The organism is Ensifer sp. 4252 (genome assembly GCF_050434565.1).
In the GTDB taxonomy this organism is placed as follows: domain Bacteria; phylum Pseudomonadota; class Alphaproteobacteria; order Rhizobiales; family Rhizobiaceae; genus Ensifer.
This window is the reverse complement of sequence record NZ_JBNDIU010000001.1, coordinates 660,146-674,670: the sequence shown is the minus strand read 5'-3', so window position 1 is coordinate 674,670 and position 14,525 is coordinate 660,146. Positions and strand designations below refer to the sequence as shown.

The 14,525-nt window shown below is 62.4% G+C and carries 18 protein-coding genes; 8 read left to right on the top strand and 10 right to left on the bottom strand.

All coding sequences use genetic code 11. From position 1 onward, the window contains the following. Nucleotides 1-85: 85 nt before the first annotated feature. Nucleotides 86-979, top strand: a complete 894-nt coding sequence (locus ABIE33_RS03345; protein WP_429121348.1) for a LysR family transcriptional regulator — start codon at nucleotides 86-88, stop codon at nucleotides 977-979. A gap of 62 nt (nucleotides 980-1,041) precedes the next feature. Here ABIE33_RS03345 and tam read toward each other — a convergent pair whose 3' ends face one another. The 4 genes from tam to ABIE33_RS03325 all read right to left on the bottom strand — a co-directional run bounded on the left by tam (nucleotide 1,042) and on the right by ABIE33_RS03325 (nucleotide 4,385). Continuing rightward, entirely contained in the window at nucleotides 1,042-1,815 is a 774-nt protein-coding gene (gene tam, locus ABIE33_RS03340) for a trans-aconitate 2-methyltransferase (protein WP_429121346.1), read from the bottom strand. A gap of 12 nt (nucleotides 1,816-1,827) precedes the next feature. Further along, nucleotides 1,828-2,490, bottom strand: a complete 663-nt coding sequence (locus ABIE33_RS03335; RefSeq protein ID WP_077504090.1) for a haloacid dehalogenase type II — start codon at nucleotides 2,488-2,490, stop codon at nucleotides 1,828-1,830. A 180-nt stretch (nucleotides 2,491-2,670) separates the two neighbouring features. After that, nucleotides 2,671-3,231: a phosphatase gene (locus ABIE33_RS03330; protein ID WP_429121343.1), complete on the bottom strand. Its 561-nt coding sequence runs from the start codon at nucleotides 3,229-3,231 to the stop codon at nucleotides 2,671-2,673. Between the two features lie 113 nt (nucleotides 3,232-3,344). Next, nucleotides 3,345-4,385, bottom strand: coding sequence for a zinc-dependent alcohol dehydrogenase family protein (locus ABIE33_RS03325; protein WP_429121341.1), 1,041 nt, complete (start codon nucleotides 4,383-4,385; stop codon nucleotides 3,345-3,347). A gap of 160 nt (nucleotides 4,386-4,545) precedes the next feature. On the opposite strand from ABIE33_RS03325, the gene ABIE33_RS03320 reads away from it, so the two are divergent. Then, a complete protein-coding gene (locus ABIE33_RS03320; protein WP_429121339.1) occupies nucleotides 4,546-5,427 on the top strand; it encodes a branched-chain amino acid aminotransferase in 882 nt (293 codons plus the stop codon). Between the two features lie 22 nt (nucleotides 5,428-5,449). Here the strand turns inward: ABIE33_RS03320 and ABIE33_RS03315 are convergent, their stop codons facing one another. From ABIE33_RS03315 to ABIE33_RS03305, 3 genes are all read right to left on the bottom strand, one after another. Then, entirely contained in the window at nucleotides 5,450-6,331 is an 882-nt protein-coding gene (locus ABIE33_RS03315) for a phosphotransferase family protein (RefSeq protein ID WP_429121336.1), read from the bottom strand. 118 nt (nucleotides 6,332-6,449) lie between these two features. Beyond that, entirely contained in the window at nucleotides 6,450-6,779 is a 330-nt protein-coding gene (locus ABIE33_RS03310) for a hypothetical protein (RefSeq protein ID WP_429121333.1), read from the bottom strand. 166 nt (nucleotides 6,780-6,945) lie between these two features. Further along, nucleotides 6,946-7,281 (bottom strand): hypothetical protein, encoded by a 336-nt coding sequence (locus tag ABIE33_RS03305; protein WP_429123074.1) that lies wholly within the window; start codon nucleotides 7,279-7,281, stop codon nucleotides 6,946-6,948. 222 nt (nucleotides 7,282-7,503) lie between these two features. Here ABIE33_RS03305 and ABIE33_RS03300 point away from each other — a divergent pair, with 222 nt between their 5' ends. Both ABIE33_RS03300 and ABIE33_RS03295 read left to right on the top strand, forming a co-directional pair. After that, on the top strand, nucleotides 7,504-8,106 hold the full coding sequence (locus ABIE33_RS03300; protein ID WP_429121331.1) for a superoxide dismutase: 603 nt from the start codon (nucleotides 7,504-7,506) through the stop codon (nucleotides 8,104-8,106). 124 nt (nucleotides 8,107-8,230) lie between these two features. Then, nucleotides 8,231-9,115 carry a metallophosphoesterase gene (locus tag ABIE33_RS03295; protein WP_429121329.1) on the top strand — a complete coding sequence of 295 codons (885 nt, stop codon included), beginning with the start codon at nucleotides 8,231-8,233 and terminating at the stop codon, nucleotides 9,113-9,115. Here ABIE33_RS03295 and ABIE33_RS03290 read toward each other — a convergent pair. Then, entirely contained in the window at nucleotides 9,081-9,776 is a 696-nt protein-coding gene (locus ABIE33_RS03290; RefSeq protein ID WP_429121326.1) for a helix-turn-helix transcriptional regulator, read from the bottom strand. The two genes, ABIE33_RS03295 and ABIE33_RS03290, sit on opposite strands and share 35 nt — an antisense overlap. Nucleotides 9,777-9,908: 132 nt before the next feature. On the opposite strand from ABIE33_RS03290, the gene ABIE33_RS03285 reads away from it, so the two are divergent. The 4 genes from ABIE33_RS03285 (at nucleotide 9,909) to ABIE33_RS03270 (ending at nucleotide 13,131) form a co-directional block, all read left to right on the top strand. Continuing rightward, on the top strand, nucleotides 9,909-10,547 hold the full coding sequence (locus tag ABIE33_RS03285) for a LysE family translocator (RefSeq protein ID WP_429121323.1): 639 nt from the start codon (nucleotides 9,909-9,911) through the stop codon (nucleotides 10,545-10,547). Nucleotides 10,548-10,754: 207 nt separating this feature from the next. Continuing rightward, a complete protein-coding gene (locus tag ABIE33_RS03280) occupies nucleotides 10,755-11,201 on the top strand; it encodes a c-type cytochrome (protein ID WP_429121321.1) in 447 nt (148 codons plus the stop codon). 163 nt (nucleotides 11,202-11,364) lie between these two features. Continuing rightward, nucleotides 11,365-12,279, top strand: coding sequence for a c-type cytochrome (locus tag ABIE33_RS03275; protein ID WP_429121318.1), 915 nt, complete (start codon nucleotides 11,365-11,367; stop codon nucleotides 12,277-12,279). Nucleotides 12,280-12,456: 177 nt separating this feature from the next. Then, nucleotides 12,457-13,131: a nitroreductase family protein gene (locus ABIE33_RS03270; RefSeq protein ID WP_429121316.1), complete on the top strand. Its 675-nt coding sequence runs from the start codon at nucleotides 12,457-12,459 to the stop codon at nucleotides 13,129-13,131. A 180-nt stretch (nucleotides 13,132-13,311) separates the two neighbouring features. Here the strand turns inward: ABIE33_RS03270 and ABIE33_RS03265 are convergent, their stop codons facing one another. Both ABIE33_RS03265 and ABIE33_RS03260 read right to left on the bottom strand, forming a co-directional pair. Continuing rightward, nucleotides 13,312-13,893, bottom strand: a complete 582-nt coding sequence (locus tag ABIE33_RS03265) for a DJ-1/PfpI family protein (protein ID WP_429121313.1) — start codon at nucleotides 13,891-13,893, stop codon at nucleotides 13,312-13,314. Nucleotides 13,894-13,903: 10 nt separating this feature from the next. Next, nucleotides 13,904-14,407 carry a GNAT family N-acetyltransferase gene (locus ABIE33_RS03260; RefSeq protein WP_173419327.1) on the bottom strand — a complete coding sequence of 168 codons (504 nt, stop codon included), beginning with the start codon at nucleotides 14,405-14,407 and terminating at the stop codon, nucleotides 13,904-13,906. Between the last annotated feature and the right edge of the window lie 118 nt (nucleotides 14,408-14,525).

Sequence of the window (14,525 nt, the reverse complement as noted above, 5' to 3'; positions counted from 1 at the left end):
TCGAGGGGGAATATGAGGGTGGAGAGCTTGCGCGATAATCCGTATAATCGGATAAACGACTGTGAACTGAATTCAAAGGTGTCTGATGGACAACCGCGCCGGTGAAATGGAGGTCTTTGTTGCCGTCTGCGAAACGCGCAGTTTCTCCGCCGCTGGCCGGCGGCTGAGGCTATCGCCGTCCGCCGTCAGCAAGCTGGTCACCCGGATCGAGGACCGGCTTGGCACGCGTCTGCTTGTGCGCTCGACCCGGACCCTGCAATTGACGCCGGAGGGAGAAGTCTACCTGCAACGCGCCCAACGCATTCTGACAGAGATCGCCGAGACCGAACAACTGGTCGCAGCCGGCGGCCGGCTATCTCCCCGCGGGCTTCTGCGCGTCAACGCATCGGTCGGCTTCGGCGAGCGCTACATCCTGCCGCTCGCGCCCGAGTTTCTCGAGCGCTATCCGGAAGTGCGGCTCGATCTGACCCTGACGGACAGCCTGATCGACGTGGTTGGAGAACGCGCCGACGTCGCGATCCGCACCGGCCCCTTGCGCGATTCGTCGCTGAAGGCGCGCAAGCTGATGGAGAGCCGGCCGGTGGTGATCGCGTCGCCGGCCTATCTTGCCAAACACGGCGTGCCGCAGACGCCGGCCGACCTGGAAAATCACAATTGCATCCGCTTCAATTTCCGCCGCAGCGTCGACGAGTGGGCCTTTCGTGTTCCCGGCCAAACCGCGGTCGAGCTTCTGTCCGTCGTCGGGAACCTGCAGGTCTCGAGCGGCGCGATCGTCCAGCAGCTCTGTCTCGCCGGTGTCGGCATCGGCCGGATCGGCCGCTTCCATGCCGAGCCGGATCTGGCCGCAGGCCGGCTGGTCGCCTTGCTGGAGGATTATCGGCCCGACGAGATCGAAACGGTCTACGCCGTCTACGCCGGCCACGAACATCTCGCTGCCCGCATCCGCGCCTTCATCGACTTCCTGGTAGAACGGATCTGATGCATAGCCCGCGACGTATACCGGGTCGAAATCCGTGTGGGCGCCGTTCTGTCTGATCTGCCTCAGTCGGTCTTGACGGCGACGACGAAGAACCTGGGAAAACGCAACAGCACCCGGCCGTCGCTCATTGCCGGATACGCGTCACGGATCCGGTCGGTATAGGCCGCGGCAAAGGCGTCACGTCGCTCCGGCGGCAGCGCATCGAGATAGGGGCGCAGCCCCGTGCCCTTGACCCATTCGACGATCGCTTCGGCGCTCGCCAGCCGGTGATAGTAGATTGTATGCCAAACCTCGATATGGGGCGCATGTCGCGACAGGCGCTCGACATAGGCCGACGGTGCCGGCAACGGATTGCGGCGGATCGTTCGGCCCTCGAAGGCACCGGCGAAGTCGGCGCCGCGGGCCGTTTCTTCCATCAGCACATGCGTCGGCTGGTCGATATTGTCGGGCATCTGCACCGCAAGCGTACCACCGGGCGCAAGCGAAGCGGTCAGTCTTTCCAGCACGTCGAGGTGACCGGGCAGCCACTGGAAGACGGCATTGGCGAAGAACAGCGAAACGCCTTCGGGCGGCACCCAGGTCGCCAGATCAGCCTTCTCGAAGGTCAGGCCTGGCAGCCGCTTGGCGGCGGCCAGCAGCATGTTTTCGTCGCTGTCGAGGCCGGAGAGGGAGGCGTCCGGAAACCGCTGGTGGATCAGTTCGGTCGAATTTCCCGGGCCGCAGCCAAGATCGAACGCCGCGCCCGACGGCAGGTCCGGAACTTGGGCCAGCAGATCGCGTGCCGGTCGTGTGCGCTCGTCTTCGAATTTCAGGTATTGCGACGCCGACCAGGCCATGGAGACAGATCCTCAGATACCGAATTGCAGACTTTCCAGCGAAGGCAGGATCAACGCCGGCCCCTGATCCCGATATTCGTCGGGCATATCGGCCCGGTTGATCCAGACCGTGCGGAAGCCAAACTTCGTCGCCCCCGCAATGTCCCAGCGGTTAGACGACTGGAAGGAAACCGCATGCGGGTAAAGCCGGTACCGGGTGGTGACGAGGTCATAGACCGCCGGCGCCGCCTTGTAGGTCTTCACCGTGTCGACGGAGAAGACGTCGTCGATGACGATCTCGAGCGCTGCGTTGCGCACCGCTGCAGCCAGCATGTCCGGAGAGCCGTTGGAAAGGATGGCGAGCCGCGCTCCGCGCTCCTTCAGCCCTTTCAGAACAGCGGGAACCTCGGGGTAGCAATCGAGCGTCCAATAGGCATCGAGCAGCGGTTTCCTCAGCTTGCGGTCAGCAGAAGGGAAACGGGAAAAGGCGTAGTCGAGCGATTGCTCGGTCAACTGCCAGAAGTCCTGATAAGCGCCCATCAGGGAACGCACCCAGGAATACTCCAGCTGCTTGGCACGCCAGAGTTCGGAAAATGCCTGTCCGTCGGGGCCGATCTCGGCGGCATGGCGCCGAACCGCCGCATGCACGTCGAAAAGCGTGCCATAGGCATCGAACACATAGGCCGCGTGGGACATTCTTTCCTCCCGTCCGTCATCCCGGCCACACGGCGGGACAAGATGTCTTATCCCGTCAAAGCGTGGCCGAAAACAAAGGCTTATCGCATTGTTCCGGTGCAGGCACGCCGCGAATACCGTTCTTTTGCGCGATCATGTCAAAGATTTGTGCGTTGCACAACGACATTGCGCCACCGGGCCTCAGCCTTTGCCGGGTTTCCAGACCTTCGCGGGGAAACGCAGGGCCTGTTTGGCAAGCTTTCCCTTGAGCCCAAGGGCCGTGTCGCAGAGCCCGACCACATGCCGGTTTGGCTTGGCCTCCGGTCGCAGCGCATGCAACGCCGCGGCCGCCTCTTCGGGCGACATGTATCGGGCAAGAATGCCGAGGCTCAGCGCCGTGGCGCGACCGATGCCGCGCAGACAGTGAATCAGCAGATGCGCGTCTTCAGGCAGGCCGTCGATAAAGCGGAAGGCCGCCTCGATCGCGTCCGGCCGGGCGGCATCGGGAGCATCGGGGTCAGTGGCGTCGCCGAAATAGAGTTCCAGGTGCCTTTCCGGCGGCAGTTCGATCATCGACAGCAGCCGGCTCGCCGGCGCTCGCATCGAGATTAGGTGCGTCGGTGCCCAGAGCACCCGATTGTGCCGGGCCTCGGTTTGAGAGCTGATGATCATCCGGATGGGCCACCCGATCGGATGGGCCGGATTGGCATCGAGAACAGGGCTGTAGAGTTCTTCCCCGGTGGCAGCTGCCGCTAGCGCCATGACAGGACCTCGTCGTGATTCTTCCTGTGGTGATTTTGCCCTGAAACCGGTTCTGACTTAAGGGCAAAATCGCATCCGCAGTTAAAAGCAAACAGGCTTTGGGATTTCCTCCTTCAGAACCGGGTAATCACGCTGATGCCGAGATCGGTAGCGCGGTCCATCGAGACGAGGGCAGGGATCGCCTCTTCGAGCGAGATCTCGCGGCCGATCAGCTGTTGCGGCTGCAGCTTGCCGCCGGCGATCATCGACAGCATGGCGTCGTAGCGCCACGCCTGCATGCCGTGGCTGCCATAGATCTCGAGCTCGTGGCCGATAACCTGCGCCATCGGGATTTCGGGCGTCGCATGATCGCCCAGCATCAGGCCGACCTGAACGTGGCGGCCGCGCCGGCGCAGGTTCTTGATCGAGTTGAAGCAGGTGACGGGATGGCCGAGCGCATCGATCGAGACATGGGCGCCGCCACCGGTGATCTCTTTCACCGCGCCGGCGACATCGTCCGTATCGCGCCCGTTGACCGTGGCGACTGCGCCGAGCTTTTTGGCGAAGGCGAGTTTGTCTTCGGAAATGTCGATCGCGATGGGGTGCGCGCCCAGCGCTGCGGCGATCATGATGGCCGAGAGGCCGACACCGCCGCAGCCGTGAACCGCCACCCACTCGCCGCCCTTGACCCGTGCCTGGTCGGCGACGGCGCGAAACGACGTGGCAAACCGGCAGCCGAGGCTGGCGGCGGTCTTGAAGTCCATGCTCTCCGGCAGGTGCACCAGGTTCTGGTCGGCGAAATCGAGCGCGACATATTCGGCAAAGGAGCCCCAATGGGTGAAGCCCGGCTGGAACTGCGCCTCGCAGACCTGCTGATTGCCCGAGCGGCATTCGCCGCAGCGGCCGCAGCCGGCAACGAAGGGCACGGTTACCCGGTCGCCGACCTTGTAGCGCATCACACCGCGGCCGGTGGCGGTCACGATGCCGGCGAGCTCGTGGCCCGGTACGTGCGGCAGGCGAATGTCGGCGTCGTGCCCCATCCAGCCATGCCAGTCGGAGCGGCACAGACCTGTTGCCTCGACCTTGACGACCACGCCGTTTTCGGTCGGCGTTGGATCGGGAAGCGTGCGGATCTCGGGCGTCTTCTCGAAGGTGTCGTAGTACATGGCTTTCATCGGGGCAGGGCTCCTTGGCTGTCGAGGGCCATTCTGGCATGTGGCCCCCGACCGTTCCAGAATGGACGCCATGACATTTTTTGATGTACCCATTCACCCCCATGCTGCTTTTTCGAGTTATGGCGGAAGATACGGAAGATAAAACGTGAAGGAGACGCCGATGGCCGTCGATACATCCCCCCGCTCAGTGACCTGGACCTATGTCGACGGCGAATGGCTGTCCGGCAATCCGCCGCTGATCGGCCCGACCTCCCATGCCATGTGGCTGGGCTCGACCGTGTTCGACGGCGCCCGCTTCTTCGACGGTATCGCGCCGGACCTCGACCTGCATTGCCAGCGCGTCAACCGCTCGGCAACGGCGCTCGGACTGAAGCCAACGATGAAGCCGGAAGAGATCGAGGCCCTGACCTGGGAAGGCGCCAAGAAATTTGACGGCCAGACCGCGCTTTACGTCAAGCCGATGTATTGGGCCGAGCATGGCGCGGCCGGCGTCGTTGCCATCGACCCGGAATCGACCCGCTTTGCGCTTTGCCTGTTCGAAGCGCCGATGGGCAACGGCCATGGCGGCTCTTCTCTGACGCTCTCGCCGTTCCGCCGGCCGACGCTCGAATCCATGCCGACCGATGCCAAGGCCGGCTGCCTTTACCCTAACAATGCCCGCATCCTGACGGAGGCGCGGTCGCGCGGCTTCGACAATGCGTTGGTGCGCGACATGCTTGGCAATATCGCCGAAACCGGCTCGTCCAACGTCTTCCTGGTCAAGGATGGCGTCGTGTTCACGCCGGCCGCCAACCGCACCTTCCTTGCCGGCATCACCCGCTTCCGCGTCATGACGCTGCTGCGCGAGGCCGGGTTCGAGGTCGTCGAGGCGACACTGTCGATGGCCGATTTCGAGGCCGCCGACGAGATCTTCACATCCGGCAACTATTCCAAGGTCCTGCCGGTGACCCGCCTCGACGACCGCGACCTGCAGGCCGGGCCGATCGGCGCCAAGGCACGCGATCTCTACATGGATTGGGCGCATTCAAGCCAGGACGCCTGAGAAGGTCCGCGCCGGGCGCGGGTTACGATACCCGCGCCATGGTTGCGGCCCAGGTCTCGACGCTGCGCAGCATCGTCGGTGCATGCTCCGGATCGTCGACGAGTTCGGCAAGCTCCGACAGCCGATGCATGCCGGTCAGCACCGCGATGCGCTGCCGGTCAAGGGCTCGACCCGTCAGCTCTTCGTAGGTTTCGACAATTCGCGCCGTCAGATCCGGCGAAATGAAATTCGAATAGATGAACTCGCGGTGAAGCGGGCCAATTCCCGAATCGGCAAAATCATAGATGCCGTTGAGCCGGCGCTCCCCATGGTCGAAGGCCATGTTCCAGCCATGGCCATCGAAGAAGCCGTAGGTGGAGCCGTGAGGGTCGGGGCCCAGGCGCTCGAAGGCTTCGACCGTTTCCGCCGCCAGCGTGCCAAGGTCTGTTGGAAGAGCCGGCAAGGCCTTGCCCCGGATCGCCTCCACCGTTTGCCATTGCTCGACCGGTCCGGCGCCCGCAGCCGCAATCTCGCCATCGTCGAGCCGGTGCAGCTCGGCGTAAAACTGTCCGAGGTCCCGGCCGAGGCGGCGGCGCTCCGGTTCGGTGAGGGCGACATAGTCGTCTGTTACCAGATGCTCGCCCTTCAATTTGCCGTGCACCGAGAAAAGCGGCGGTCCGTTGTGGAGTCTAAGATCCGGGACGGCCATCGACACATTGGGGCGGATTGCCGAAAGCAGGGACGCTTCCTTGATCAGCGCCTTCTCCGCGATCTCATGCCGCGGGAACTTGAAGATCAGGCGGTCATCGACATCGACGGCGGTCGAATGCCAGCCGGCGGTCGCGAGCGCAAATGTCGACCCCGCAAGATCAGGAAAAGCGGTCAGGATCGTTTTGCGCAGGCTGTCGAGTGTCTGATGTTCCATGATGTCCTTTAGCGCCTTACGTTTTGCTTCCCTGTTCGTTCGTCAGTCGATGGTGGCAATGGCTGGATGGAAGAACGCCGATGGTTGCCATCGGCGCCCTTGGGTCTTGAAAGACTGCCTAGCGTCCCTGCACGATCTTGATGAGGTTGACCGTCGGCTGGCCCGGGCGCACGTCAGCATATTTCAGCCGACCCGATGCCAGAGCGCTCGTCAACCGCTTGCAGGTCAGCGCCTGGACCTTGTTGACCGGAACGCTCATGAGCAACGCGCCAGTTTCCAGGTCGGATTTCGACCATCTCTTGCTGATGCAATCCTTCACGATCGCGCGCTGAAGCGCGGGCCTGCCTTGAACTGCCGTCTGTATTTTCTCGTACTCGCCCTGGCTTGGTGCGCAGGACGCTAGGGTCGTAAGGGCGAGGGCGAAAGAAGCAATACGTATCGGTTTCATGGCAATCTCCGGCTGGAGAATTGCCGGTAATTGTAGCGGTTGCGATTCGCAACCCTTTGTAGCGCTGGGTGAAGTGGTTTCCGGCCGGTTGCTCGGTTGCTCGGTGGCCGGAGCCGGACCGCTTGTCGGCGAACGCTCGTGAATGCCGATGATCGTTGGCGGTCGCCTACTTGTCCGCGGCCGGTGCGACGACGGTGACGGTGTCGGCTGCCAGTTCACCGCCGATTTCCACCGTCTTCTTCTGTTTGTCGTAAACGCAGATCTGGGTCACGGCATTTTCCGCACCCTTCGGCTTGCCGCTGACCAGCGCCAGCCCGAAGCTCTCGGAGCCGAACGGGTCGACGACGACCACCGGCTTATCGAGCGACGGGGCCGCCGCGGTGCATTTCTCCGAAACGTCGGCCCGGAATTCTTCCCAGGCATCGCCGGAGGCTGCATGCGCGCCGGTCGCGGCAAATCCGGTTGCGGCGACAAGGGCAAGGGTCAGGATCGGGCGATGCAGCATGGACAGTCCTATTCTCAAATGGTTGCAATGCGCGCACGCTGCCCGCGAAACGTGGCGCGAATGTGCTCGGGCGCTCGCGCTTTCAAAATGATCTTGAAAGTATATTCCGTGGGTTGAGGAAAATTTGGCATTGCATCGGTTGCCTCCGTCAAGGCCGGTGCCTATGTTCCCGCTCACAGATTTCCGTGATGAAATCCCATGCCAAGAGGAGATGCCCACATGGCTTTCGAATTGCCGAACCTTCCCTATGATTACGATGCGCTGGCGCCCTACATGTCGCGCGAGACGCTCGAGTACCACCACGACAAGCACCATCTCGCTTACGTGACCAACGGCAACAAGCTTGCCGAGGAAGTCGGTCTCTCCGACCTCTCGCTGGAGGAAGTCGTCAAGAAGTCCTATGGCACCAACCAGCCGCTGTTCAACAATGCCGGCCAGCACTACAACCACATCCACTTCTGGAAGTGGATGAAGAAGGGTGGCGGCGGCACCAGCCTGCCGGGCAAGCTCGACGCAGCCATCAAGTCGGACCTCGGCGGCTACGACAAGTTCCGTGCCGATTTCATCGCCGCCGGCACCGGCCAGTTCGGTTCGGGCTGGGCATGGCTTTCGGTCAAGAACGGCAAGCTCGAAATCTCCAAGACCCCGAACGGCGAGAACCCGCTCGTTCACGGCGCGTCGCCGATCCTCGGCGTCGACGTCTGGGAACATTCCTACTACATCGACTATCGCAACGCCCGTCCGAAGTACCTCGAGGCGTTCGTCGACAGCCTGATCAACTGGGATTACGTGCTCGAAATGTACGAAGCGGCTTCCAAGTAAGGCTTCGCTAGTATGGACTTCGAGACCCGGCGCTTGCGCCGGGTCTTTTCGTTTGCGGCGGCATCGGGCCTGGGGTGGCCCGCCGTCACCAAAGTGTCATCGCACGGCGCTAGGGAGAGGCGCCATGCACGCAAACACATCGCCTCTCCTCCGCTTCGGCGTCATCGCCGACCCGCAATATGCCGCCAGAGAACCCAATCTCGTTCTCGGCCGCTATTATGCCAACAGCCTTGCCAAGCTTTCCGAAGCGGTCGACGCCTTCAACGGCGAAGATTTGGCCTTCGTAGTCACGCTCGGCGATATTATCGACCGCGACTGGCAGAGCTTTGACGCCATTCTGCCGCTCTATGAAAAGTTGCGGCATCCCCGGCATTTTCTGCTCGGCAATCATGATTTCCAGGTCGATCCGGAGAGGCTCGAACAGGTTTTCGGCCGAGTCGGCATGCCCGCCCCCTATCTGGCGTTTGCGACGGCCGGCTGGCGGTTTGTGCTGATCGACGGCAATGAGGTCAGCCTTTTTGCCCCGCCGGCGAGCGACCCGCGCCTGACCGCGGCCGAGACGTGGATCGAGACGCTGAAATCGCAAGGGGCCGATAACGCCCATCCCTGGAATGCCGCGCTCGGCGACGTTCAGTTCGCCTGGCTGGAAGAGACGTTGCGCCAGGCGGAGGCTGCCGGCGAGCAGGTGGTCGTCATGGGCCACTACCCGGTCTATCCGGCGAACGCCCACAATATGTGGGACAGCCAGCGCATCGTTGATCTCTTCGGTCGTTTCGAAAACGTCGTCGCCTATTTCTGCGGTCACAACCACGACGGCAATTACGGCCTGCTCGACGGCACACATTTCGTCAATATCAAGGGCATGGTCGAGACGCCGGATACGACAGCCTATGCGATCGTCGAGATCCATGCGGATAGAATGGAAATCCGCGGCTACGGCCGCGAAACGGATCGAACACTCCAGTTGGAGACGGTTACGCCCCGCCTGGCTGTGTCCGCCAGCCGCTGATCCAGAGGTCCCGCAGACCTTCGCCCTGGCCTGGAAAAAAGTCGTCAGTGGCTTCGCAATGTTCGACCCGATCGGCGCGGAAGTTGCGGATCGCCTGGCGTAGTTCGCACCAGGCGACGATGTTGGCCGTTTCCGAATAATAGATCAGTGCGATCGGCCGGATCCTCCGCTCGGTGGCGCGGCCGAGTTCGTCGCGATAGTCGATGCCGAGCTTGCGTTCGTCCCGGATCGCCCGCCGCACCAGCGCCAGATCGACGCCGGCGGGCGAGGGCGCCACCGTTCCCCAGGCGTGCAGCGCCTGGGAGCGAAAGGCGAGGCGCAGCGGTTCTGGCACCGCGCCGGTGATCTTCTGGTTGACGCGGCCGGCTGCCGCCTTCAACTCCTCGTCTCCGGTGCGCGCAAGCAGCGCCAGAGCCAGCACGATCGCCTCGGTTTCCTCGATCGAGAACATCAGCGGCGGCAGGTCGAAGCCGGGGCGGAGGATATAACCGATGCCGCGACCACCTTCGATCGGCACGCGCATGGCCTGAAGGGCAGCGATATCGCGATAGATCGAGCGCGGCGTCACCTCCAGCGCCTCGGCCATTTCAGCGGCGGTCACCGGCTTTCGGGCGAGCCTCAGGATCTGGATGATCTCGAACAGGCGCGAGGCCTTGCGCATCGAAAAAACTCCGCCGTTCCAAAACGCTCCTGACAAGACCCTGTCAGTTGACGACGCTTATAACATTGGACAACGGATTGAAAAATAAGCAATCCGCTCAGGCAACGATCGAACGGATCTCGGACAACTGACATGAGCTACACGGAAAATCTCTGGCTTTTCTTCACCCTTCTCTTCGGCATCATCATCGTGCCGGGTATGGATATGATCTTCGTGCTGGCGAACTCGCTGACCGGCGGTCGAGCCTCCGGCCTGTCGGCGACAGCAGGCATCATGGCCGGCGGTGTGCTGCATACGCTCTATGCGGCCCTCGGGGTCAGCGTCATCCTTCATCTGGTGCCGCAGCTTTTCAACGTGCTGCTCATCGGCGGTGCCGCCTATATCGCCTGGATCGGGTTTTCCCTCATCCGCAGTTCCATCACCATCGGCGGTATCGACGGCACCGGACGGCTGTCGCGCTGGGCGAGCTTTCGCCAGGGTGCACTCACCAGCCTGATGAACCCCAAGGCCTATCTCTTCATGCTGGCGGTCTATCCGCAGTTTCTGAAGCCGCAATTCGGGCCGGTATGGTCACAGGCGGCCGTCATGGCGTTGATGATCGCCACCACCCAGCTTGCCGTCTATGGCGGCTTGGCGCTCGCCGCCGGTCGCGGTCGCGACTTTCTCGTCGGCAGCCCCGGGGCGACCGTTCTGATCGGCCGCATCGCCGGCATTGTTCTGGTGCTGGTCGCAGCCTTCACCGTCTGGCAGGGGTGGGCTGGCAGACGGTAGAGTCGCCAAGTACAAACATGACTATAGAAGTCATGTTATAGGATGATGGGGCCGAGACGATCAAGAATCGCGTGGCCGCGTCAAATTATGCTGTTGTGACAAGGACATCAAAAAAATGTTACTTCCGTCGAAAGGCTAAAATGACATCATGCCGGCGCATTCAACACGAAGGCCGCACAGGCGGATTCGAATGACCGGGAGATCATGATGAAGATACGCGCCATTATGCTTGCTGCCGCCCTTGCTGGGCTTGGCGTTACAGCCGTGACTGCGGCTGACGAACCGCAGGCGGTTCGTCAGGCTCTGATGAAGAAGGTTGGTCAGGCTGCTGGTGCGCTCGGTGGAATCGCCAAGGGCGAAAAGCCCTATGACGCCGGGATCGTCAAGGCGTCGCTGACAACCATCTCCGAGACGGTCAAGGTATTCCCGGACCATTTCCCCGCTGGCTCCGAAACCGGTTTGGAGACGGAAGCAAGCCCGAAGATCTGGGAGAACATGGACGATTTCAAAGCCAAGGCGGCCAAGCTCGGTTCTGACACCGACGCCGTGCTCGCCCAGCTCCCTGCTGATCAGGCTGGGGTCGGTGCGGCACTCGGCGTGCTCGGCAAGGATTGCGGCAGCTGTCATGAGACTTATCGCCTGAAGAAGAACTGACGATAGGTCGTTCTCCCCGAAATTCTCAGATGATGCGCCGGCTTTGTCGGCGCATCATCGCGTTGTCACAATAATGGGCGCGCCAGGCTCGTAGCGGTTTGCCGCGCTGTTTTGAGTGTGAGCGAACCTTTCGGGTTGAGGGGTGCAGCTGAAAGGGAGCTTGATGGGCCGACGGATTAGAAAGCTGGTCTCGGGTCTGGTGTTTCTGGGGCTTGTCGGCGGTGCGGCCTTTTGGTGGCTGACCAAGCCCGCGCCCTGGGCGGCCGATCACTGGGAGGGTCTCGGCGAACCGGATCTGGCCAATGGCGAGCAGATTTTCTGGGCCGGCGGCTGCGTCAGCTGTCATGCAAAGCGCGGCAGCGAGGGCGACGCCCGGCTGGTTCTTGCCGGCGGGCCGCCGTTGAAGAGCCCATTTGGCACCTTCCACGCGCCGAATATCTCACCTGATGAAACAGCCGGTATCGGCGGATGGTCGCTTGCCGAGTTCGGCAACGCCATGACGCGGGGCGTCGGGCGAAACGGCGAACATCTCTATCCGTCCTTTCCCTACGCCTCCTACGCGCGGATGACGCCGAAGGATATCAACGACCTCTGGCGCTACATGAAGACGTTGCCGAAGAGCAGTGATGTCGCGCCGGGCCACGAGTTGCCGTTCCCCTATAATATGCGGCTGGCGCTCGGCGGCTGGAAGCTGCTGTTCCTCACCGACACGCCACGCGTGGCGATCGATGCCGCCGATCCGAAGCTGGCGCGCGGCCAATATCTGGTCGAAGGGCCGGGTCATTGCGGCGAGTGCCATACGCCACGAAACGCGCTCGGTGGCTTCGAGCCGGGCCAGTGGCTGGCTGGCGCGCCGAACCCGGAAGGTGAGGGACGCATCCCCGATATCACGCCGGGCTCAAAGAGTATCGGCGGCTGGAGCGCTTCCGACATCGCCTCCTATCTTGAAACCGGTTTCACGCCGGAATTCGATTCCGTCGGTGGCTCCATGGTCGAGGTCCAGAAGAATATGGCCAAGCTGACCGCCGCCGATCGCGAGGCGATTGCCGCTTATCTCAAGGCCGTACCCGCACTCTGAAGGGTAGTTCGCGTCGCTTGATTCCGGGCGGCCGGCACGCTCTAACGTCTCCTGGAACTACTGCATGTTTCCTTAAAACGTATTCGATTCAAGGATAAAAACATGCAGCAATTCAAAGTGCTACAGCGACCTTGGCGCGTCTGATAAGACGCGCGGCGCTGTAGGAGGAGACTTGCCATGCGTGCCCATGAAACCTTGCCCCACGACCAATGGATCGAGCGCAGCCCCGAGGAGATGGCGGCGCGTGCGGCTGAATTCTACGAGGACGTCAACCGCCGCCGCACCACGCGCTATTTCAGCGAACGTCCGGTGCCGCGCCCGGTGATCGAGACCTGTCTGCTGGCAGCCGGTACCGCCCCGAGCGGTGCGAACCATCAGCCCTGGCATTTCGCGGTCATCGAAAGCCCGGCGATAAAGGCGAGGGTGCGTGAAGCGGCCGAAGAGGAGGAGCGCGTCTTCTATCAGCAGAAGGCACCGCAGGAAAGGCTCGACGCGCTCGCGCCTCTCGGCACCGATGAGGACAAGCCGTTTCTGGAGACGGCGCCCTATCTCATTACCATCTTCTCGCAGAAGCGCGGTGGCCCCAACCCGGGCGACATGAAGAAGAATTACTACATCAACGAAAGCGTCGGCATCGCTACCGGCATTCTGATCACGGCCCTGCACCATGCCGGGCTGGCGACGTTGACCCATACGCCGGCGCCGATGAATTTCCTCAACGAGATCTGTGGGCGGTCGGACAGCGAAAAGCCGTTCCTGATCCTGGTGGTCGGTTATCCCGCGCCCGACGCGACCGTACCCGTCGCCGGCAAGGTGAAGAAGCCGCTTGAGCACATATCGACTTGGCTCTGATAGCCGAAGCATGTCGCGCAAAAGACAAGAACTTGAAGCGCGGCAAGCGGATACAACAGCGCCGCGCGTCTTATCAGACGCGCAAAAGTCATTGTAGCACTTTGAATTGCTGCATGTTTCCTTAAATCGGCTACGATTTAAGGAAACATGCAGTAGAGATCGCGAAGCGCTTTAATTTGCTCATGCGGCCGTCGTTGCGGCCGCATGCTCGCGGCCATAAAGCGCCGCATAACCGTCGAGTTCGGGCGAGCCGAGGCCGAGCACGCGAAAGATCTCAACCGCAAAGGTCACCGGTGCCGTGCCGGCGGCCGTGACTACGCGATTGTAGCTGAGAGCCTGTGGTTGATCGCGATAGGAGCCGTGGCCGTGATAGCCACGGAGTGAGGCAAGGCTGTCCGGGCTGTTTCCGGTGTGATCCGTGGCGTCGAGAATTCCGCTCGCCGCCAGCGCATCGACGCCGCCGCAGATTGCGGCGACCAACCGTTCCTGCCGATGAAAGGAGCGAATCGTGGCGGAGAGGTCGGGGGCGTCGGCGGTTCCCCAGATCGCGCCGCCACAGATCACCAGGCCATCGAAGCCCGCGGGGTCGAGCGCGTCGATCGACAGATGCGCGGAGACGTCGAGGCCGCCCATCGACGTCACCGACGCGCCGTCCGGGGTGGCGACGTCGATATCGACGCCGAGGTGAGCGCGCGCCGTCGCCATCAACAGCGCGCATTCCCAATCCGCAAACCCTTCATGAAGCACGATCGCAAGCCGCATCGCTTCCTCCTCAGCCAAGTTTCTGCATATAGCGCATGCCGGTGACGGGGCGAGGCACGAAGCGCTCGGACTCGTAGAAATGGTGTGCCTTGAAATTGCCGGTCGCGGCGCTGACCGACAGGTAATCGCAACCGGCCATTTTTGCCTGCTCGCGGGCCTTGGCGACGAGGTGGCGGCCGATGCCGGTGCCACGATTGTCGGAACGCACGAAGAGATGATGCAGTTCCATGCCGCGCGCGCCTTCCGCTGCCCGGTAGACAGGCACGAGGATGGCGTAGCCGATCAACCGGTTGCCGGCTTCCGCGACAAGTGCCGTGATCCAGGGGCTGCGGCCGAAGAGGTCGCGCTCGAGCTGTTCCGGGGTGATCGGGGCAGCGTCGCCATGATGGGCGGCGAGCTCGGCGATCATTTCACGCAGCTCGGGAAGGTCGCGCTGCTTGGCGCAACGGATCGTCACCATCGGCGGGCGCGTCGATGGCAGCGGATGGAGAGAGGGGATGGCGGTCTGTAGCATTGTCGGCTCCTCATGGTACTTTCGCCATCAGGTGCCGTGAAAAACAAAAGCCGCCTGATGGCGGCCTTGTTGAAAATGATCAGCAGGCCGCTCCTATGGGAACAGCCAAAAATACGCG